21 protein-coding genes and 1 tRNA gene are annotated in these 21,491 nt (G+C 29.6%); 5 read left to right on the top strand and 17 right to left on the bottom strand.

Annotated elements, in window-relative coordinates:
- Positions 1-17: 17 nt before the first annotated feature.
- The 5 genes from citX to citC are packed head-to-tail and all read right to left on the bottom strand — an operon-like array spanning position 18 to position 4,351.
- Positions 18-545: a citrate lyase holo-[acyl-carrier protein] synthase gene (gene citX / locus K5V21_RS16925; protein ID WP_221862268.1), complete on the bottom strand. Its 528-nt coding sequence runs from the start codon at positions 543-545 to the stop codon at positions 18-20.
- A 2-nt stretch (positions 546-547) separates the two neighbouring features.
- Positions 548-2,107 carry a citrate lyase subunit alpha gene (gene citF, locus K5V21_RS16920; RefSeq protein WP_221862267.1) on the bottom strand — a complete coding sequence of 520 codons (1,560 nt, stop codon included), beginning with the start codon at positions 2,105-2,107 and terminating at the stop codon, positions 548-550.
- 3 nt (positions 2,108-2,110) lie between these two features.
- Positions 2,111-3,001: a citrate (pro-3S)-lyase subunit beta gene (gene citE / locus K5V21_RS16915; RefSeq protein WP_221862266.1), complete on the bottom strand. Its 891-nt coding sequence runs from the start codon at positions 2,999-3,001 to the stop codon at positions 2,111-2,113.
- Complete coding sequence (gene citD / locus K5V21_RS16910; protein ID WP_221862265.1) at positions 3,001-3,294, bottom strand: citrate lyase acyl carrier protein; 294 nt, start codon at positions 3,292-3,294, stop codon at positions 3,001-3,003. Before citD ends, citE begins: the two co-directional genes overlap by 1 nt.
- A gap of 1 nt (position 3,295) precedes the next feature.
- Positions 3,296-4,351: a [citrate (pro-3S)-lyase] ligase gene (gene citC / locus K5V21_RS16905; protein WP_221862264.1), complete on the bottom strand. Its 1,056-nt coding sequence runs from the start codon at positions 4,349-4,351 to the stop codon at positions 3,296-3,298.
- Positions 4,352-4,653: 302 nt separating this feature from the next.
- On the opposite strand from citC, the gene citG reads away from it, so the two are divergent.
- Together citG and K5V21_RS16895 are read left to right on the top strand one after the other, a co-directional pair.
- Complete coding sequence (gene citG / locus K5V21_RS16900; RefSeq protein ID WP_221862263.1) at positions 4,654-5,514, top strand: triphosphoribosyl-dephospho-CoA synthase CitG; 861 nt, start codon at positions 4,654-4,656, stop codon at positions 5,512-5,514.
- A gap of 114 nt (positions 5,515-5,628) precedes the next feature.
- Positions 5,629-6,591: a sugar-binding transcriptional regulator gene (locus K5V21_RS16895; RefSeq protein WP_204596179.1), complete on the top strand. Its 963-nt coding sequence runs from the start codon at positions 5,629-5,631 to the stop codon at positions 6,589-6,591.
- 52 nt (positions 6,592-6,643) lie between these two features.
- Here the strand turns inward: K5V21_RS16895 and lgt are convergent, their stop codons facing one another.
- The 5 genes from lgt to K5V21_RS16870 all read right to left on the bottom strand — a co-directional run bounded on the left by lgt (position 6,644) and on the right by K5V21_RS16870 (position 11,531).
- Positions 6,644-7,429, bottom strand: coding sequence for a prolipoprotein diacylglyceryl transferase (lgt, locus tag K5V21_RS16890; protein ID WP_204596180.1), 786 nt, complete (start codon positions 7,427-7,429; stop codon positions 6,644-6,646).
- Between the two features lie 42 nt (positions 7,430-7,471).
- A complete protein-coding gene (locus K5V21_RS16885) occupies positions 7,472-7,942 on the bottom strand; it encodes a nucleoside deaminase (RefSeq protein WP_204596181.1) in 471 nt (156 codons plus the stop codon).
- A gap of 63 nt (positions 7,943-8,005) precedes the next feature.
- Positions 8,006-9,256, bottom strand: coding sequence for an HlyC/CorC family transporter (locus tag K5V21_RS16880; RefSeq protein ID WP_221862294.1), 1,251 nt, complete (start codon positions 9,254-9,256; stop codon positions 8,006-8,008).
- Between the two features lie 200 nt (positions 9,257-9,456).
- Positions 9,457-10,935, bottom strand: coding sequence for a 4-alpha-glucanotransferase (gene malQ / locus K5V21_RS16875; RefSeq protein WP_221862262.1), 1,479 nt, complete (start codon positions 10,933-10,935; stop codon positions 9,457-9,459).
- A gap of 215 nt (positions 10,936-11,150) precedes the next feature.
- Positions 11,151-11,531: a heavy-metal-associated domain-containing protein gene (locus tag K5V21_RS16870; RefSeq protein WP_221862261.1), complete on the bottom strand. Its 381-nt coding sequence runs from the start codon at positions 11,529-11,531 to the stop codon at positions 11,151-11,153.
- 110 nt (positions 11,532-11,641) lie between these two features.
- Here K5V21_RS16870 and K5V21_RS16865 point away from each other — a divergent pair, with 110 nt between their 5' ends.
- Positions 11,642-12,202: a hypothetical protein gene (locus K5V21_RS16865; protein ID WP_221862260.1), complete on the top strand. Its 561-nt coding sequence runs from the start codon at positions 11,642-11,644 to the stop codon at positions 12,200-12,202.
- Positions 12,203-12,271: 69 nt separating this feature from the next.
- Here K5V21_RS16865 and K5V21_RS16860 read toward each other — a convergent pair whose 3' ends face one another.
- The 6 genes from K5V21_RS16860 to K5V21_RS16835 all read right to left on the bottom strand — a co-directional run bounded on the left by K5V21_RS16860 (position 12,272) and on the right by K5V21_RS16835 (position 18,821).
- Positions 12,272-12,517, bottom strand: a complete 246-nt coding sequence (locus K5V21_RS16860; RefSeq protein WP_204596186.1) for a hypothetical protein — start codon at positions 12,515-12,517, stop codon at positions 12,272-12,274.
- A 226-nt stretch (positions 12,518-12,743) separates the two neighbouring features.
- A complete protein-coding gene (locus tag K5V21_RS16855; RefSeq protein WP_221862259.1) occupies positions 12,744-14,195 on the bottom strand; it encodes an aminoacyl-histidine dipeptidase in 1,452 nt (483 codons plus the stop codon).
- Between the two features lie 459 nt (positions 14,196-14,654).
- A tRNA-Arg gene (locus K5V21_RS16850) sits at positions 14,655-14,729 on the bottom strand.
- A 210-nt stretch (positions 14,730-14,939) separates the two neighbouring features.
- Entirely contained in the window at positions 14,940-17,309 is a 2,370-nt protein-coding gene (locus tag K5V21_RS16845) for a cation-translocating P-type ATPase (RefSeq protein WP_221862258.1), read from the bottom strand.
- 111 nt (positions 17,310-17,420) lie between these two features.
- Positions 17,421-17,999 (bottom strand): alpha/beta hydrolase, encoded by a 579-nt coding sequence (locus K5V21_RS16840; protein WP_221862257.1) that lies wholly within the window; start codon positions 17,997-17,999, stop codon positions 17,421-17,423.
- Positions 18,000-18,041: 42 nt separating this feature from the next.
- Complete coding sequence (locus tag K5V21_RS16835; RefSeq protein WP_221862256.1) at positions 18,042-18,821, bottom strand: staygreen family protein; 780 nt, start codon at positions 18,819-18,821, stop codon at positions 18,042-18,044.
- Between the two features lie 138 nt (positions 18,822-18,959).
- Between K5V21_RS16835 and K5V21_RS16830 the strand changes: the two genes are divergently transcribed.
- Positions 18,960-19,688, top strand: coding sequence for a lysophospholipid acyltransferase family protein (locus K5V21_RS16830; RefSeq protein ID WP_221862255.1), 729 nt, complete (start codon positions 18,960-18,962; stop codon positions 19,686-19,688).
- Positions 19,689-19,838: 150 nt separating this feature from the next.
- Positions 19,839-20,600: a hypothetical protein gene (locus K5V21_RS16825; RefSeq protein WP_221862254.1), complete on the top strand. Its 762-nt coding sequence runs from the start codon at positions 19,839-19,841 to the stop codon at positions 20,598-20,600.
- 413 nt (positions 20,601-21,013) lie between these two features.
- Here K5V21_RS16825 and K5V21_RS16820 read toward each other — a convergent pair.
- Positions 21,014-21,491, bottom strand: a 478-nt coding sequence (locus K5V21_RS16820; RefSeq protein WP_221862253.1) for an LPXTG cell wall anchor domain-containing protein, incomplete at its 5' end; no start/stop codon positions are given.

Here is a 21,491-nt window from a genome sequence, read left to right as displayed (position 1 = left end):
CAAGAGTCTATAATTTATTATTTATATTTTTCTTGCAAATTATTTTCTCTATATTCATTTATTAGCTTATTTATGCAAATAATTAGCTCTTCTACCGAATGAGTTCTACTTCTGCCACATTCTACTGCTGGACTATCGCATAGAAGACACTTCCTTTTAGAAATACTAAGCTGCTCTCTACTTATCTTTGATAAATTTTTATAAAAAATATCTATATCAAACAGTCTCCCTAAAGGATGTCTTTCTTCTAAATTTACAGTTAATTTCTTTAAATCAATCGGAGATTTATCTGAAATAAAATATGCCTCAAACCCCGACATACGCTTTATTCTTTTTAGTGCCTTAGCATTTAGAATCTCTTCTAATGCTAAAACACCTTCATTAAATGCAAAGTAATAATTATCAGATAACTTATACGGACCTGGAATATTAATTGTAAAGCATATGATATTCCCTAAGTTTTCTTCATTTAACTTTTTTATCTCACCTGCCCTCTCATCTCTTCCTTTTAATATTTCATGTAATAATTTATTTTGAATTGTCATAATTAATCCTCTTTTACTTTACGAATAACATCAATAATTGACCCATCACGATATTCTACTACTCCAACAATTCTATCCTCATACTTAATAGCTTTCGGTCTTCCTGTTATTGATATTGCCTTTTCATATAATTCTTCTATATCAAATATAGGTATTCTCTTATTTTTCTCTAATTTTTCTTTCAATTCTTTATTATTAGGATTAGATAAATTAATTGCAACACCACGCTCTGTAACTACTACATCAATTGAATCTCCTGGAGTAATAACAGTATTTACTTTATCTACAACTGTTGGTATTCTTCCACGTACAAGTGGAGCTACTATCATTGATAAATTTGCACCTGCTGCTGTATCTGAGTGTCCACCAGATGCTCCACGTATAAATCCATCTGATCCTGTAATAACATTAACATTAAAGTTCTTATCTACTTCTAATGCACTTAAAATAACAATATCTAGTTTATTAGCTATACATCCTTTATTGTATGGATTAGCATATAATGATGCATCTATCTCTACATGTCTGTTATTTTTACCTATTGACTCAACAGCTTTTAAATCAAAACTTTGGACATCAAATAATGTCTTTATAAAGCCTTCTTCATGCAAATCAATAAACTGTCTGCTAATACCACCTAATCCAAAGCTTGCTGTAATATTTTCTTTCTGCATTTTTTCCTTTAAAAAACGTGCAACCGCAAGAGATGCTCCTCCAGTACCAGCTTGTATAGAAAACCCTTCTTTTAAATATCCTGAAGCTTCAATAACAGCTGCTGCATATTTTGCGATTAGTAATTCTTTTGGATCATTTGTAAAACGTGTAGCTCCAGAAGCTATTCCATTTGGATCTCCAATTTCGTCCACACAAACTACATAATCTACATCTTGTTGTGATATACTTGCTGGAACATTAGGGTATGGCATCATAGTATCTGTTATTAAGACAACTTGATCTGCATATTTGGAATCTATGATAGCATAACCTAATGACCCACATTGTGATTTCCCATATATACCATTAGCATTACCATATTCATCTGCACATGGCACTCCTAAAAATGCTATATCTATTTTAGAATCTCCAGCTTCAATTGCACGTGCACGTCCACCATGAGAACGAATAATTATAGGCTTTTTCATAATACCCTTTGAAATAGCTTCTCCTAGCTTTCCACGAACTCCACTTGTTTCAATTCCAGTAATAACTCCATCTTCAATATAGTCAATAAGAAATACATGAGCACTTGTTAAAGAACTTGCACATAAAGTTAAATCTCTTATTCCAAGCTTTGATATCTCATCCATAACCATTTTCATTACATAATCTCCAGCACGGAAATGATGATGAAATGAAATAGTCATTCCATCTTTAAGACCTGTTTTCTTAATAGCTTCTGCTAAAGAATCTAACTTCTTACTATGACCTCTAAATGTAGCAGTAATTTTTCTTCCTTTAATATTTCCCTCTGGCTTTAAGCTAAATTCACCTTCAAATCCTACAGTTTTTCTATCTTTTAATATTTCATCTGGTATATTTACACCTATACTATTTAACCCCATAAATTACACTTCCTTTTCATATGCTATTCCTGAAGCTTTTGCAATCATTAATACACGCTCTGCTCTTGCAATAATCGGTTTATCAATCATCTTACCATTAACAGAAACAACTCCTGAACCTCTTCTTTCAGCTTCCTCTGCCGCTTCAATTATTAGTATAGATTTTTCAATTTCCTTTAGAGTTGGTTCATAAATTTTATGTAATAAATCTATTTGTTTTGGATTTATAAGTGATTTACCATCAAATCCTAATTGTTTTATTAATGTAGCTTCCCTTATAAAACCCTCTTCATTATTTACGTCTGAGTATACAGTATCAAAAGCTGAGATTTTTGCTGCTCTTGATGCTAGTATTATTTGACTACGTGCTGCTAATAACTCAATACCTTCTGGTGATCTATTAGTTTTCATATCTGTTACAAAATCTTCTGCGCCAAGTGCTATACCCATTAAACGTTTAGATGAAGTTGCAATGTCATAAGCATTTAAAACACCTAATGCTGATTCTATAGCAGCCATCATTTTTGTAGTTCCAATAGGTAAACCTACCTCTTCTTCAATAGATGCAATTACATTTTCCATATCTATTACATCCTGTGCAGTTTCTGTCTTTGGTAAACGTATAACATCAGGCTGTGCTCTAACTATAGCTTTTAAATCTTCTAATCCAAACTCAGAATCTAAAGCATTAACACGAACAACTGTCTCAGTGTCTCCAAAGTCCATTGATTTTAATGCATGATACACAAGTCTCCTAGCTGTATCCTTTTCTAAAATAGAAACTGAATCCTCCAAATCAAACATTACTGAATCAGCTCCATATATAGTGCAATCTTTTATCATTGCAGGCTTGCTTCCTGGTACAAACATCATTGATCTTCTTAATCTTGTCATTAATAATTCCTCCAATCAAATTCTTTTAATTCAGCAGCTCTGTAAATTGCAGATTCAATACGGGCTTCTATAACACAGTTTAAAGCTCCTTTATCATTTATCTCCATGATAACTTCATCTACTTTTAACCTCTTAAGAGTTTCCCTTGCAACCTCCATTATTTCATTACCAAATTGTTTTTTAACAGTACTGGTTAAATTTATTTCAATATTATTTGTATCTGATGGTTCTACTGAAACTATGCAATCACTTGATTCAAGTGTTCCTGCTACTGCAGGCTTTTTAATTTTCATACTAAATACCTCCAAAAATATTATTTTGTTTATTTAAATTCAATAAATAATCAAATGTTGTCTTAGGAACAAGCTCCTTTATCATATCTAATTTATTTTCAAGCAAAAATTCACGAACACGTGAAGCTGATATAGCTTGTCCGTTGTATTCTAACCTTGGCACTTCAATAACATCTATACCATAGTCAGGAAGTATATCTTTCATATATTCATTGTAATCATTTGTTACATTAGACAGTGGTTCTTCTCCAACATATCTACATGTAATATTAAGAGTTTTAGCAATGTACTTAGAAAATAAATTTAAATCTAAATAAGCATGAGCCTTTACAATCTTCTCTTGTCCTTTTATAAAATAAGAAGGAAACGTAGCATTTGAAATTATATATTTTCCTGCTTCATGTATGATAACGTTATCTAAGTGAGCTACACCTACCTTTACCATAGCCAATCTATCATATGTACTAAATTCCGACTTATCTTCTGTTAAGATAAATAAATGAACTATATCATTTTCTTTTGCTGCCTTTTCAATGAGGAAAAGATGCCCCTTTGTAAATGGATTACAATTCATAACAATGGATGAAATATTATCTCCTTCTACCCTAGTCTTACTAAGTTTCTGAAGATATTTCTTTAATCCATTAGCTTTATTTTCTAATAAAGCTACTAATCCTTCAATTTTTGCTATTGTATGATAACCAAGACTTTCAAAAAGCTCGCAATTTTCTGGTTTTGTATATATGAATAAGTGTGTTTTATTATTTTCAAATTCTTTTTCAGTAAGTAACTTAACTATCTCATTTGTTAAACCCCTATTCTTAAAATCCTCTCTTACAGCAAAGCATTTTAGTACATTATCATCTAATGATCCAGTAGCTATTACTTCATTATGATTAAATACTGCTATCGTGAATTCAATATCATCTAAATAGCTAAGTCCTTCTTCGTCTAAGAATTTTTCAACCTTCTTTTTATTTTTTATATCCCTTTGAGGATCAAATGAAATAAATGTTAAATCAATTTTCAACTCTCCTTCATACATCCATACTCCCATATATATTTTCTCCTAATTATTTTACTTTTGTTTATTTTCTTAACATTTGTGCTTGTGACTTTATTTTACCATACCCTTTTCAAAGTACAATACTTTTTAATTTTTTTAATTATTTACGATATTTTACATTGTTTAACCTAAAACTTGTTACTTTTTTGCTTATTTTTATATATATTTTGTAGTAAATTGTATTATTTTTCATGTTTTTATAAAATGAAAACGTTTTTCAAGTTACACAAAGTTGTCTCTTTTTATCATTTGTGATATATTTTTTCATATGTTAAAGAAAAGGAGAGAGTGTTTTGAAAGTTGATAGAAAACTTTTCATAGAAAAAGCGACTAGTTTAATAATAAAATCTTTATTGTACGAGGTAAGCTGCTATCCCTCTCCAGGATTAGTATCTCCTGTTTCAACAGGAGCTCATAATGATATGGATTATTACACATTTATCGATAGCATTTCAGAAATAGGACCCTTATTTAAAGAAATAATAGAGATGAGCATGTCCCAAATCCCACTTAATAAATTATTATCTACAATAAGACCTATAGGCATTAATATAGAAGATGCAATGTTTACTGCTACAAAAAAAATAAACACACATAAAGGATTAATATTCTTACTTGGAGTTGTAGTTGCTTCTGTATCAAGAGCATTTTATAACAATTTACCCTTTGATTCAGTACACAGTGTAATAAAGGAGATTTCATCTAACTTAGTTAAAAATGAATTATGTTCTAAGAAAAACAAGAATACAATAACTTACGGAGAAAAAATATTCAAAAAATACGGAATAACAGGGATTAGAGGAGAAGTTGAGAAAGGTCTACCAACTGTATTTAATCACAGCCTACCTTTTTATGAAAAATATTCAAACCTAAAAACAAATCAAAGGTTATATCTTACATTAATTTGTATAATGGCTCATTGTGAAGATTCTACTCTTTTACACAGACACAATATAGACGTTTTAGAAGAAGTAAATACAAGATCGACAGAAATACTTAATCTCATGGAATATAAAAACTTAAAATCTATCGAAAAAGAAGTAATAAAACTAGATAAAGAATTCTCAGAAAGAAAGATAAGCCCCGGTGGAAGCGCTGATTTATTGGCGGTAACTGTTTTTTTAGATGGTATTAAAGATTATTTTCCTTTATAATTAAATGTAGTTTATTATTACTATAAATTTTAAGATAAAAAATATTATTAAATTTATATTTTTTATTTTAGAAGCATATTTAATGAGAATAATCTAAAATCGAGGTATGATTACATGAAATTCGAAGATAATTTTGAAAAGCAATACAATGATTTTCTGGCAGATATATCAAATCTATACTACAATGAAAATAAAACACAATCCGAAATAGCAAAAGAGTTCGATACCACTCGCTTTAAAATCGCAAAATATTTGCAAGAAGCACGCGAAAAAAATATAGTGAATATAGAAATAAATCGCCCTGAATCTAGAGTGACATCACTAGAAAAAAAATTCAAAGAACACTTCAACTTGAAGGAAGTTATCATTACTAAAGTAAACAATAATGATACTATAGATATTTCACAAACCGTTGGGAAAGCTGCGGCTGATTATATTCAATCAATTCTAGAGGAAGATAGCATCGTTGGAGTAACTTGGGGAAAAACATTATATCAAGCAATTAGAAATATAAAACCCGAGAAAAAGCTTCCACTTACAATAGTTCAACCCTTCGGTACTTTTGGAAAGAAAAATATAACTATGGATACTCCAAGTTTAATACATTTATTGTCTACTAAGTATGATGCAAATTATCGTTTTCTTTATGCACCTCTTTACATAATGAATGATGTTACAAGGAAAAACTTAGCTATGGAGTTAATTATAAATCAATCTCTTTTAAAATCTCAAAAAATGAATATCTTATTGACAGGAATCGGTACTCCAGAATCAATTTATTCAACCTTGCTTTGGAAGGAATCATTTTACCAAAATGATTTTATAAAACACGAAGCAGTTGGTGCATTATTTGGACGATTATATAATAAGAATGGTGAATTCTTAGATATAGACTTAAATAATAAGGTTTTCGGAGTAGATCTTGATTCTATCCTTTCAGTAGAAAATAAAATATGTATTGTCACAGGTAAATTTAAATCAGTTTCTATTTTAGGCGCATTAAATGGAAATTTAATAGATTCTCTTGTTACTGATGAATTAACAGCAACAAAAATCCTTCAATTAGGAAATATTTAATAACAAAAGGAATGTGCATCTCAGTACACATTCCTTTTATTTTTTATATAAACTATTTTATAACATTTCTATTTTTATTCTTTTTAACTATAATAAATATAAATATTAACCCTAGCACTATTCCTGCAAGTGATATAAGTTGTGCCATTCTAAGTCCCATAAACATAAGACTATCTGTCCTAAGCCCCTCAATAAAGAATCTTCCAATTGAGTATAATATCATATATGAGCTTATCACTACTCCCTCATATCCTTTTTTCACTTTATACAATATTATAACTAGTATTATGCAAACCAAAATATCCCATATAGATTCATATAAAAATGTCGGATGATAATACTGTCCATTTATATTCATTCCATCTTGAATAAATTCAGGGAATTTTGATATAAATTCACGTGATACAGGTCCACCGTGCGCTTCACTGTTCATAAAATTTCCCCATCTACCAACAGCTTGAGCCAATATAATTGATGGTGCAACTAAATCTGCATATGCCAAGAAGCTTATTTTCTTAATTCTTGTATATATGAACGCAGCTAAGAATGCGCCAATAAGCCCTCCATGGATTGCAAGACCACCCTCTCTTATCCTAAATATATCTGATAAGTTATCCTTATAATTACTCCACTCAAATATTACATAATATGCTCTAGCTCCTATTATTGCACAAGGAAAAGAAATTAAGAATACATCTATTAACACATCAAAATCTAATCCTTTTTTCTTAGCATTTTTATACGCTAATATAAATGCTAGAACTATACCTAATCCTATAAGAATACCATACCACATAACCTTAAATCCATAAATTTCAAATGCCACTGGATTGTTCATACCATACCTCCTTATGTTTTTCTATAATATAACAGATAATGATTATTTCTTCATTACTTTTTTATAAAGTTTTTTCTCATTTCTTTTATTTTTAAAAAAATCAGTTATAAGTTTGCTACATTCTTCGTTATATAACCAATTTATATGTATATAAGAGTTTATATATCTATTGTTCACAATATCAATAACAGATCCACACGCCCCCATATCTTTATTAAATGTACCTATATGAAGCCTTGATATCCTGCTCTGTATTATAGCACTTGCACACATTGGACATGGCTCTAAAGTTACATACATTTCTGCCCCATTCAATCTCCAATCTCCAATAGTCTTACACGCCTCTTCTATAGCTATTATCTCTGCATGTGCAATAACACTTTTCCTATATTCTTTTAAATTATATCCCTTTCCAATAACTTTATTATCCTTTACAATTACTGCTCCAACTGGTATTTCCCCAATCTCTAGTGCTTTTCTTGCCTCTTCTAATGCTAAATCTATGTAATTCATAAAATCACCACTTCAATTATAAAATTATAGAATTAAAGGACAGCACTTCGCCGTCCTTTAATTTTAAGTATATATTCTTACTTTCATTATTCTATTTTTTTCAATTTCTTCAACGACAAATCTAATTCTATCTATTACTATCTCTTCATGTTCTTCAGGAATTCTTCCAAGTTCACCTATAATAAGTCCACCTACAGAATCAAATTCTTCTGATTCCATATTAACCCCTATAAGATCACTTATATCATCTAGTCTTGCACTTCCGTCAACTACATATTCATCTTCCTTTATTACTTCAATCATATCTCTTTCTTTGTCATACTCATCTTGAATATCACCAACAATTTCTTCAACTAAGTCTTCAATTGTTACTATCCCAACAGTTCCACCATATTCATCAAGTACAACCGCCATATGATTTCTTGATTTTTTCATTTCATTGAAAAGTTCCGTTATCTTCTTAAATTCAAATGTATATAAAGGTTCACGCATATATTCCGTTACATTAAATGCTTCACCCTTGTATCCTGCTATTATAAGATCTTTTACATTAAGTATTCCAACTATGTCGTCTATAGTATCATCATAAACAGGAATTCTTGAATATTGATCTTCTTTTATTATCTTTAATAAATCTTCATATGAATCATTTACTTCAATGGCTGTAACGTCTACTCTTTGAACCATTACATCTTTAACTTGAAGATCTGCAAAATCAAAAACATTAAAAATCATTTCTTTTTCAACATCCTCAAGGACCCCTTCTTCTTCACTTACACCAACCATTGTCTTAAGCTCTTCTTCTGTAATAAATGGTTCAGTAGCTTTTGGATCTCCACCGAATAATCTAATAAATACTGATGAAATAGCAGTAAATATCACTACAAAAGGTTTAAATATAAACACACATAACTTTATAGGTTTACTAACCCCTAAAGATACTTGCTCTGACTTTTGTTTTGCAATAGACTTCGGAGTAATTTCCCCAAAAATTAAAATTAAAACAGTCATAACTGCAGTTACAATCGCTACCGCACTTTCACTTCCACCTGATACTTTAACAGCAAGTGATGTCGCTATAGCTGATGCACCTATATTTACTATATTATTACCTATCAAAATAGCTCCTAGAAGCTTGTTTGGATCTTCTATTAACTTTTCTACTAACTTAGCTCCTTTTACTCCCTCTTCAACCATATGCCTTATTCTAATCTTACTTAATGACATAAGCGCAGTCTCTGACATAGAGAAGAATGCTGATAAAACAAGAAGTACTAATAATAAAACTATCTGCCCCGTATAACTAGAGTCCAACAATTATCACTCTCCCACAATTCACAATTTTAGTTATTTTATTATATTATTTTCCATTATATCATATACTAAAAAAATTTTATATATTCCTACGCCTTATTATATGCCATAAAAAAGCCTTAATATACAGTCATTATATAAATAAAAATAGCCTAAAATCCTCTAAGATAATAAAGGAATTTAAGCTATTTAATCAAAGTCTAAAATCTACTATATAGTTTAGTCATCTTTAAAAGTTTTTTACTTAGATTATTACTTAGATCTTCTTCTCTTATTCTAAATCTCCAATTGCATCCTAGTATTGATGGCTCATTCATTCTAGCTTCGTTGCCAAGCCCTAATATATCTTGCATTTGAATTATAACAAGTTTACTCCTACTTGATAGTACTCCTCTTAAAAATCCAAAGTTTATTCCCTCTTCTTTATTTATATAAAAGTAGTCCTTAGCCATCTCCCTATCTTTTTTATTTTTAATATTATTGTACCAACCAACTATAGTTTCATTATCATGAGTGCCTATATAATAAACACAATTTTCATCTACATTATGTGGCAAATAATCACTATCCTCTTCTCCAAATGCAAACTCCAGCACCTTCATACCTGGAAATCCTGCTTTATCTTTAAATTCCTTTACTTCATCAGTTAAAAAACCTAAATCTTCTGCTATTATATCAAGGTCTCCAAGTTCACTCTTAATTGAATTAAACAGCTTAATACCAGGTCCTTTAACCCATTTTCCATTCTTTGCAGTACTTTCTCCATAAGGAACTTCCCAATAAGATTCAAAACCTCTAAAATGATCAATTCTTACCATATCATATAGTTTAAAACTCTCTTTAATCCTGGATATCCACCATTTAAAACCATCCTTCTCATGTTCCTTCCAATCATATATAGGATTACCCCATAACTGTCCATCTTCTGTAAAAGCATCTGGAGGGCAACCTGAGACAACTTCTAAATTCAAATCTTTATCTGTCTTAAATAGCTTAGGATTTGCCCATATATCCGCACTATCTTCCGCTACATATATAGGTATATCTCCTATTATTTTTATTCCATTTTTATTTGCATATGCTCTTAATCTCACCCACTGTTTAAAGAATTCGTATTGAACAAACTTCCAAAAATCTATTTCATAAGATAATTTATCTCTACACTCTTTAAGTATCTTATCTTCTCTCCCTCTTATTCCTTTATCCCAATTTCTCCAGCTGCATAATGCTAAGTTTTTCTTAATCGCCATATATAAAGAATAATCATCTAACCAGAATTTATTTTTGGTTTTAAATTCCTCATAGTCTTTAAAGTCATCCTTATTGAAATTCTTATAAGCTTTGTTTAAAATCTTATATTTAACCGTAAAAAGTAAAGCATAGTCTATGGATTCCCTATTTGCTCCATAACTTTCATTTATATAGTCATCTTCCTTTAATAATCCCTCATCCTTTAATAAGTTAAAATCGATAAAATAAGGATTACCAGCAAAGGCTGAAAAACTTTGATAAGGAGAATCACCATAACTAGTTTGCCCTAGGGGTAAGATCTGCCAATAATGTTGTCCACTTGCCTTTAAGAAATCAATAAAGTCATATGCCTTTTCCCCTAAAGTTCCTATTCCAAAGTCTCCTGGCAATGATGATATATGCATCAATATTCCACTACTTCTTCTCATTACTCCTCCTTTAGATTTAATATTTTTTATAAATATATCTGATATCTTCTACGATCCCAAAATACCTTTTTATTTTATACTTTGTTAAAATTTTAACCTTATTTTATCTATTTGTTAATACTTTAACAATAATCTATTTTTCAAGCACTTAAAAACCATGTCTAAGCGTGTATTTTCAAGGTGTTAGACTTTGTCGAACTTTGCGTGTTATATTTTTAACAATAGTCTTTTAGTTCTTTATCAAGCTTATTTTCTATAATTTTCACTACATTATCTAGATTCTTCTCTCCCTCTGTTTTTATTAAATCAAAGTTATCTATTCCAATATCTTTCACTTTATAAGCCCACTTTATTACATTATCCTCACTTTGTTTATTATCATCATAATTTATGGTTATAAATCCTTTGGATATATCAACATCTATACTTGTAATACCATTTAGCTTACTAAGGGCCTTTTCTAAAAATACTTCATAACTTCTATACTCCTCTGATAACATCTTTAAGCACTTCATCTCTATTACTACTTGCCCTTTCAAACACTCATACACCTTTATTTTTATTAACTTCTTTATTAGTTTTGCTTGTATTCCCATACATTCCCCCTACATACTTAAATTATTTTCATTAAATTATAAAATTTTAACGTTTATCCTAAAATAAAAGTATTATAATTAACTTATATACTTTTATGGAGGTGCTTATTTTGGAAAAATTAGAGCTATTTATTAAAAATCTATGCGGAGAATTCAATAATGATGAACAAATATCTAAAGAAAAAGCTTTAGGAAAAATAATTCATCCAAAAGCTCATCATATAAATGGAGTATGCAATGATAAAATTAAAGATATTCCAGAAGGCTTTAATGGTTACTTTGTTATAGAAGAAAGTTATTATGATATGGGGAACTTCAAAAATATTCTTCCTCATTTATTCTTATTTAAATTAAATAAAGAAGGAAATGTAGTATTAGAATCTTATGAATTACCTAATGCTATATCAAAAGAGGATTTCAGAAATGATAATGTAGATTTAACTATGGATTTTAATGAATTAAAAATATCTCCTAAATTCACTCCAATGATATATTCTTATAAAGATGGTAGCTTTATTGGAGAAAGTATAAGTCATTTTACACCTAGTACAACATTCATATTGAAAGAAAGAATGTCAGATGGTGTTCTAGAGGTAAGTGAAGTGTTTAAAAAGGATGATAAGATAACATTTGGATTCGAATCTCCTATAATATATAAGAGATTGGATTAATGATAATCTTAAACTTAAATTAAAACAAAAAGATAGACGTATATTAAATGTCTATCTTTTTTCTATTCTTTATAATTGTTTTAATTCTTCTAATTTTTTATCTAGCGATTTTGCTAAATATAAAAAGGTAAACTGAAGAGCAAAAAATACTATTGCAGATAATATCTCTATCCATATAGAACTAAATAGCTCAAATTCCATAAAAGATAATAAAATATAGATGGCACTACACAATATTGTAACGAGTGCAGAATGCTTAAATACAATTGCCACCTCTTCTTTACTTAACTTACTGAGTGCTTCCTCTTTACTCATAAATTCCTTCTTCACCTCTAATTTTTATATATAAATTTTTCATTTTTTATTTTCATAGTAAATTATACCATAAAACTATATGATAAACTTATCTTACTATATATAACAAATTTAATGTTTTTAAATTTAACATCGAGATATACTTATTATCTGAAGATCTATTTAACTCTTTAATAGTAATTTTATTTTTTATGATAGCTATAAACTACGCGATAAAATAACTTTATTATTTCATATTCTTTAATAGCTGAGTTAAGAATTTATAGAATCGTCCAACAGATTCTATGCTAAAATGCTCATTTGCAGTATGTACATCAAATATATCTGGTCCAAAACTTATTATTTCTACATCAGATGGTAGTTTTTCTTTAAATATTCCACTTTCAAGCCCTGCATGTAGAGCGGTTATTTGAGGCTCAATTCCAAATAAATTATTATACGTTTTTACGCTTAAATCTTTTATTCTTGATTTCGGTTCATATTGCCACTCTGGATATTCACCATTTTGGTCCATAGCAGCTCCTACGGCATCACAAAGAGCCTCTATTCTATTTACAATCTCATGCGTTTTGCTTCTAACTGCACTTCTTATATCAATAATAAATTTAATTCTATCCTCTAAAGTTTCTACTATCCCAACATTTAAGCTGCTTTCTACTAACCCGTCTATTTCTTTACTCATAGATTGTATGCCATCTGGAACTACAAATAAGAATCTTATTAAACTATCCGTAACCTTTTTAGTTAATTGTTTCTCTAACTTTTCATCACTTTTAACTATAATATGAATATCTGAATCTTCTACTTTATATTCATTCTTAAAGTCTTTTTCTAAATTAGCGCAAATCTCTTTAACTTTTTCTATTTCTTCTTTTCTTACACTAATTATAGTTTTACAAGAACGAGGTATAGCATTAGATTTTGATCCACCATTAATTGTTGCAATATTAAAGTTAACTTCTTTACCTAACGTATATAAAAGTCTTCCCATTAACTTATTAGCATTTCCTCTTTGCTTGTGAATCTCCATTCCAGAATGCCCACCTTTAAGTCCTGCAACCTCTAATTGCAAAGACTCTCCATTAAAATCTTCAAATTCTATTTTTATTTCTGGGTAAACCAGAATTCCACCAGCACAACCTAAAATAAATACTCCCTCTTCTTCAGCATCTATATTTAAAAGAACTTTTCCTTTCAATCCTGATGTGTCTAACTCATTAGCTCCACCCATAACGGTCTCTTCTTCTGTAGTTACTACAAACTCTATTGCTGGATGCTCTATTACATTAGAATCTAATATAGCTAGCCCATATGCTACCGCTATACCATCATCAGCTCCTAAAGTAGTATCTGTTGCATAAACAAATTCATCATCAACAATTCTTAATTTTAATGGATCTTTTTCAAAGTCATGATTACTATGCTTTAGCTTCTCACATACCATATCCATATGACCTTGGATTATAACTCCTGGTATATTCTCATACCCTTTTGTAGCAGGCTTTTTAATTATTACATTTAAAGCCTTATCTTGAATGACTTCAAGATTTCTCTCTTTTGCAAACTTAACAAGATAATCACTAATTTCTTTTTCATTTCCAGAATCATGAGGTATTCTTGTTAAATCTTCAAAAAATTCAAATACTTTTTTAGGTTCTAAATTTTCTAATACTCTCATTTTGCTCTCTCCTTTAAACAATATTTAATCATTACTTAATAGAATTATTTAATCATTAATTCTGTTTTGTTTGATTTATAAATCTTATATAATAATATCTCATTTATTGATTTACTTCCAATAGATCATTCTTTTACTACTTTTTTAGTTTTAATTTCTACACTCTTACATAGTGCTCTAGTACATGGAATTGTAGGTTTCTATCCTATTAATAAACTATTTAATTTTAATACCTTACTCAACGCTCTCTCTGCACTTTAATTAATCTTTTGAAATTTTTTTCTATACTTTAAGACTAGAATACTAATAGAGCTTAACTTGAATTATTTAATGATTATATATTTTATTCAATAAAAAAGGTGACTACGTTCTCGGAAAAACTTTTAGTCACCTTTTTATCACTTTTTAAGCAAAATAAATGACTTAACCTACGTGGTTAAGTCATTTATTTATTGTATATGGCACCCCTAACAGGAATCGAACCTGTATCTATCCCTTAGGAGGGGACTATTCTATCCATTAAACTATAGGGGCGTAACACATTAATTTTATTACAATATAATCTATATGTCAAACATTTATGGAAAATACCACCAACATCTTTCTATAAACTTTCCTCTAAAGCTTATTCGTAATTATTTTCAATAGTTTTCTCAAAATATCATTATAAACTTTTTCACTAAAATAATTAAGAATATAAAAATAGAAGTAGTTAAACTACTTCTATTAGTATTTTATATGCTTTTATTGTTCAACATGTCTTCTAACTCTAATTAAGCTTACTACCGCAGCAAGTATTGGTATTGATGCTGCTATTGTAGCCCCTGATAATATCCATTGCATTGTTGTAAGTTTATTTAAAGTAAATATCAATCTTCCTATTGGAGTAATAAATCCAAGTAATACTATTCCCATCATTATAAATACCAATGCAACTTTAAATGGTGTAAGTGGTAATGCAACCTTAAATAGTATTACCATACTTACTCCTGCAAGCATAAGTACTGCAAGCGTTCTTGCTGTTTCAATAGATGCACCTGCATAGTTATATGATATAGCAAAAGTAGCTGAAACAAATATTGCTATTAGAACACCATTCGGTATACTAGCTGTTAGTATTCTTCCAAGGAATCCTTTTTTAACTCTTTCTGTATTAGGTAGTAGTGCTAAGAATAGTGCTGGTATCCCTATTGCACAACTTCCTATTAATGAAAGCTGTATTGGTTGTATTGGGAATGGAAGTAATAGTATTGAAAATACAACTGCAAGTATTATTGAGTAAGTTGTCTTTGTTAAAAATAACTGTGCTACTCTCTCTAAGTTATTTATTTGCTGTCTTCCTTCAGCAACAACCTTAGGTAATGCACTAAAGTTTGATTTCATAAGCACAAGTTGTGATACTGCTTTTGTGGCATCTGATCCATTTGCCATAGCTATTCCACAATCAGCTTCTTTAAGTGCTAAAACATCGTTAACTCCATCACCTGTCATGGCAACAGTATGCTCATTTTCTTGAAGTGCGATTACAAGTGATTTCTTTTGATGAGGAGTAACTCTTCCAAATACACTATACTTCTCAACTTCTTTTTTTAGCTCTTCCATATCCTCTGGAAGTTCTCTTGCATCTATATAATTTTCAGCACCTTCTACTCCAGCTCTCTTTGCAACTGAAGATACAGTGACAGGATTATCTCCTGATATTACTTTAACTTGAACTCCTTCATCTTTAAAGAATTTTAAAGTTTCTGGAGCATCTTGTCTTATTATGTCTTCAATTAAGATTAATGCAACTTTCTCTACATCTTTAAGCTTTTCTCCTCTTAATGAGTTAAGATCTGATTTTGCAAGTATAAGGACTCTTCTGCCCTTCATCGCTTCTTCTTCAACCTTAGCTTTAATTTCTAGATATTTATTTCCCATTACTATCTCTGGAGCTCCAAATATCCAAGACCCATTATCTTTAGTTACTATTCCTCCCCATTTTCTTTTCGATGAGAAAGGAACCTTTTCTATTATCTCGAGTTCTGAATCTTCTTTATATCTATCTAGTACTGCTTGTTGAGTTGGATTTTTACTAGGTAAATTATGTGCTATAGATGATAATACATCATCTATTTCTTTGTTTTCATAATCTGATAAGTTTATTACATCTATTAATTTTAAAGTACCTTCTGTTATTGTCCCAGTCTTATCTACGCATAAAACATCTACTCTTGCTAAAACTTCAGTTGCTGAAAGCTCTTGTACCAAAGTATCATATTGAGATAACTTTATTATTGCAACAATAAACGTTGCACTTGTAAGTAACACTAAACCTTCTGGTACCATACCTATTATTCCTGATACAGTTCCTATTACCGCATCTTGCCAACTAGCTTTTATAAATATAAGTTGAGTAGTTGCAAGTATTATCCCTATAGGAATTATTAGGAAAAGTAGTACTTTTAATATTTTATTTAATGAATTTTGTAATTCTGAATTTGTTATTTTGAATTTTCTTGCCTCATTTGCAAGTTTTGAAGAATATGTATTAGCTCCAACCTTAGTAATTCTCATATATCCTTCTCCAGCTACAACGAAACTACCAGAAAGAATTTTATCATCTTTTTTCTTATGAATAGGATCTGCTTCTCCTGTAAGCATTGATTCATCTATTTCAAGTTCATTTCCTTCACTTAAAACTCCATCAGCCAAAATCTGATCTCCGGATGTAACATATACTATATCATCCTTTACTATCTCTTCTATTCCTATTCTTCTAATAAATCCACTTCTTATTACATTACAATTAGCTTCGCTAATTACTGAAAGCTTTTCTATTATGTTCTTTGCTTTAACTTCCTGTATAACCCCAATTAAACTATTTACAACTATTACACCTGCAAATATTGCATTTTTAGGTGAACCTGCAATTATTACTGCTGCTGCAAGAACAAGATTTAGTGCATTAAACATAGTAAAAAAGTTAGATCTTAAAATTTGTGGAAAGGTTTTTGATGGAGCCTTAGGAATTTTATTTGTTTCTCCCCTTAAAATTCGCTCTTTTACCTGGTCCTCTGTTAACCCTATTATTTTTTCATTTTTCCCTATATCATAAGATTCTCTACATTCCATCACATAACTCCTTTACTAAACCGTATTTCATATAAATACTAGTTTAATTCACTAATCTTAATTTACTCTTAAATTTTTGCAAATATATAATAAATTTATCCTTAAGACATCTTAATTCCTAACTTTATTTAAATATTTAAGCAAGTTTTTGCTACTCTCTAATACATTTTCTTTATAGTATCTATCACAATAATAATTATTTCCATCTAAAACTGGAATAACATCATTATATAATACTAGTTCAGCATTTCCAGTCTCCTTTATTTTATCATGAAAATCACTTGCAGATTTCTCGCCTTCACCAACTCCTCCAATAACCCATTTTTTTATATATTGATTTGTAGATACTATTTGTTCACCAAGCTTATTTGTATTTAAATTTAAATGCAGAGGAGTTTTTATTATATATATATTAAAACCTCGTTGTGCAACTTCTGCCATAACAGGAATATAAGATTTCTCATCTATATTATTTTGTGGATAGAATATATAACCTACCATAGCATCTCTCTCTTTTGGCTTTACTAATATACTGTTTTGAAAATTACTAACAGTTACTAATCTGTTATCCACAAATCCTGCTATATTTTCCATACTAGCCTGTGAATAATTTTGTTTAGAATAAATAAATATTCCTAAAAACAAAATGACAATAATACTTGTAAGTATCATAGGAAAAAATTTTTTCATTATTTTCACCCCTATCTTATTAAGTATTATTGCCAAAAACCCTTATATTTTTTCTACTTTTTTTATTTCTATTCTGCTCGATTTAATTATAAACTCCATATTAAAGCTTTCTTCAGCCTCATAGTAAGCTTTGACTTTTACTTTATAATCATTTGAATTTCTATAATCATTTATTTTTTCTATATTAATTAATTCAACGTCTTCTTTTGAAAACCTTCTTCTATTTTTTGTTTCATAATATATTGCTCTATCGATGTATGGTAGCAAAAGCGTTATTATAACTTGTCCCTCATATTCATCACTTATGTTTTCACATTCTAATTCACTTTTAAAGTTATTATCCACCTCTTTTTTAGCCTCATCTATATAGTCACTTCTCATATAATCTTTAATTATTCCCCAGCATTCTATTTTATTGAATTCTTCTTGTTTTGAATTAAAGTATACTATAATTGGAGATTCATCTAATATATTATGTTTATAAAAAAATATTTTATCGCCGTAAACAATACTTTCTATAGCTAATTTAAGTTCTTTTCTAAATATTTGATCCCGTTTTTTTATATCAAGTCCATTTAATGGCCCATCAACATGCAAATCAATTTTTAGAATATATTTGTTCCCCATCTTAGACCATTCTGCTAAAACTTCATCTCTAGTAGCTGTAATCTTATTATATGCAAACTTTAGTCCTACATCTAAATATAAATCACCAGTTTCATCTGAGTGAGTAAGAGTATAACACCTTGGAATTATAGGCTCTTCCTTAGTAATTCCTTTCATAAAGGTTACATTAAGTTTATCTTTTATAAAATTACTCATATTACTTATCACCTTCTCTATTTAAATATCTTACTTAAAATATATGTCACTCTATTTTTTTTAGTTCTTTTAAATTTTTACAATTTATAATATACTTTTTTTATATGATTTATTTAAAACTTAGAGAGGATTGGTATTATGTTAAGAACAATACTTTTCTATCCTGGAATAATTCTTAGTTTAATTATTGCACCTATTGGATTAATTAAGATAAAGTATTTAGAAATTAAAGGGAAAGATGCAGAGCGAACTACCGCTATCTACAAAGTAACCCACACATGGGCAAAGTATATTATGTGGATTAGCGGTGCTAAGCTTAAAGTATATGGAAAAGAAAACATTCCTAAAGATGAAGCGGTATTATTTGTATCAGACCATCAGAGTAATTTTGATATACCATTAATAATGAGTACAATTGATGTACCTAAAGGATTTATTGCAAAAAAAGAATTAGAAAAATGGCCTGCAATTAGTATGTGGATGAAATATATTAATTGTGTCTTCATGGACAGAAGTAATATGAGAAAGTCGGCAGAAGCAATTGTACAAGGTATACAGATCCTTAGATCAGGATATTCAATGGTTATATTCCCTGAAGGAACTAGAAGTAAGGGTAAACCTGTAGCAGAATTTAAAGCAGGTAGCTTTAAATTGGCCTTAAAGTCAAAGGTTAAAATAGTCCCAGTTACTATAAACGGATCATACAAACTTTTAGAGGCTAACGGAGGTAAAATTAAATCTTCTGATGTTGAAGTTTATATACATGAACCTATAGATGTTACAAATCTTTCAAAGGAAGAAATAGCTGAATTACACAATACAGTTAGAAATATAGTAGTTTCAAAATTACCTAAAGAACAACAATAAAATTTGAAGGGAATCCCCCTTCTTTTTTTGTATAAAAAATTAACAAACTATTATTTTTTAACACTTTGTTAATATTTGATGGTAATATTTTTCATACTTATCCTTTATACTTATGTGTATACTTATGCTTATAATGGAGGTATACAATTTATGAAAAAATTACTTATAGGAATTCTTATTTTAGGAAGTGCATTAGTCGTATCTGGTTGCGCAGATAAATCATCACAAAATAGTGCTGCTAATAACCAAACTGAGCAAGCGGTAGTACAGGATAATTCATCTAGTAATAATGATAACGCAGATATAAACAAACAAACTGATACTACTAAAACTAATGATAAAGATAATTCTACTAATAAAGATTCCGTAAAAACTTCTGAAAATCAAAAAGAGTCAGATATAACTAAAGATAAAGAAACTACTGTAAAACCAGCTACTAAACCTACTAAAAAAGAAGCTGAAATTGCTAAACAAACTAGTACACCTAGCAAAAATGAAGTAGTTAAAGATAGAGTAACACAAAATAAAGATGAATCATCTAAAGATGCTATGGCAAAATATTATGGAACGTGGCGTATAGAAAAAGTTATTGGCTATACATTATTAACTACAGCTGATACTAAACCTCTTAATAAGACAATAGTTTTAAGTAAAGATAAATATACTAACAACTCATTTGGATTTACGATAGATGAGCCTAAATATTTGATTGCTAAAGTTCCTGCAAAGGCTTTCTGCAATGGATATAAGATGGATTCATTAAAAGGAACTGGTTTAAAAGGGAATACAATTACAGCATTAGATATAACTAGCTCAACTAATCCTAATAGTGATTTTGATGAATTATATATACAAGATGGATATCTTGTGTATCTACAAGATGGTGTATTCTTTAAATGTGTAAAACAATAATGTCAATTAATTATAATAAATAATAGTATTAAGAGAACTAACTTAATATTTAGTCATAAAGAAGGAAGAGCTAAGTAAATTGGACTCTATGCCAAAGATAATAAAAAAAGGAGGTTATACTACTAAAAGTTGATTATAGTATACTCCTATATATGAGCATTATATTCACAAATGGGATTTTTCGCTATTATCTATAGCTTATTTTCTTTATTATAAATAATAGTGATAAGAGAGCATAATAACTAATATTGCAACATTATAATTTGTCTTATAACTATTTTAGATATATTTTTACTGTATCTACTCCATAACATGAACCTTTGCTGGTACCCTATTCTCAACATAACATATAAATTTAAAGAGTGTTTGAAATATTTCAAACACTCTTTTGTTATAAGTAAAATACTCTAGAATTACTTACGTTTTTTCTTTTTTAATACTAAAAATCCACCTAATGAAGTCATAATCGCTCCCATATATGGTAATGTATCTTCATAACCAGTGTTAGGTAACCTTTCTACTTCACTTGAATTAGTAGTCTCACCTGATACATCCTGATTTGTAGTTCCTGATGTCTCTGGTTTCCCTGCTTCTCCACTATCACCCGGTAAATCTGGCGTTGACCCTTCCTCACCTGGTAAATCTGGTGTCGTTCCCCCTGTTCCTGGTGTCTCTGGTTTCCCCGCTTCTCCACTATCACCCGGTAAATCTGGCGTTGTTCCTTCCTCACCTGGTAAATCCGGTGTTGTTCCTCCTGTTCCTGGTGTCTCTGGTTTCCCTGCTTCTCCACTATCACCCGGTAAATCTGGCGTTGACCCTTCCTCACCTGGTAAATCTGGTGTCGTTCCCCCTGTTCCTGGTGTCTCTGGTTTCCCCGCTTCTCCACTATCA

This window comes from Clostridium sardiniense (genome assembly GCF_019753795.1).
In the GTDB taxonomy this organism is placed as follows: domain Bacteria; phylum Bacillota; class Clostridia; order Clostridiales; family Clostridiaceae; genus Clostridium; species Clostridium sardiniense.
Note: the sequence above shows the minus strand (reverse complement) of the source record. Positions and strands in the feature narration are given on the sequence as shown.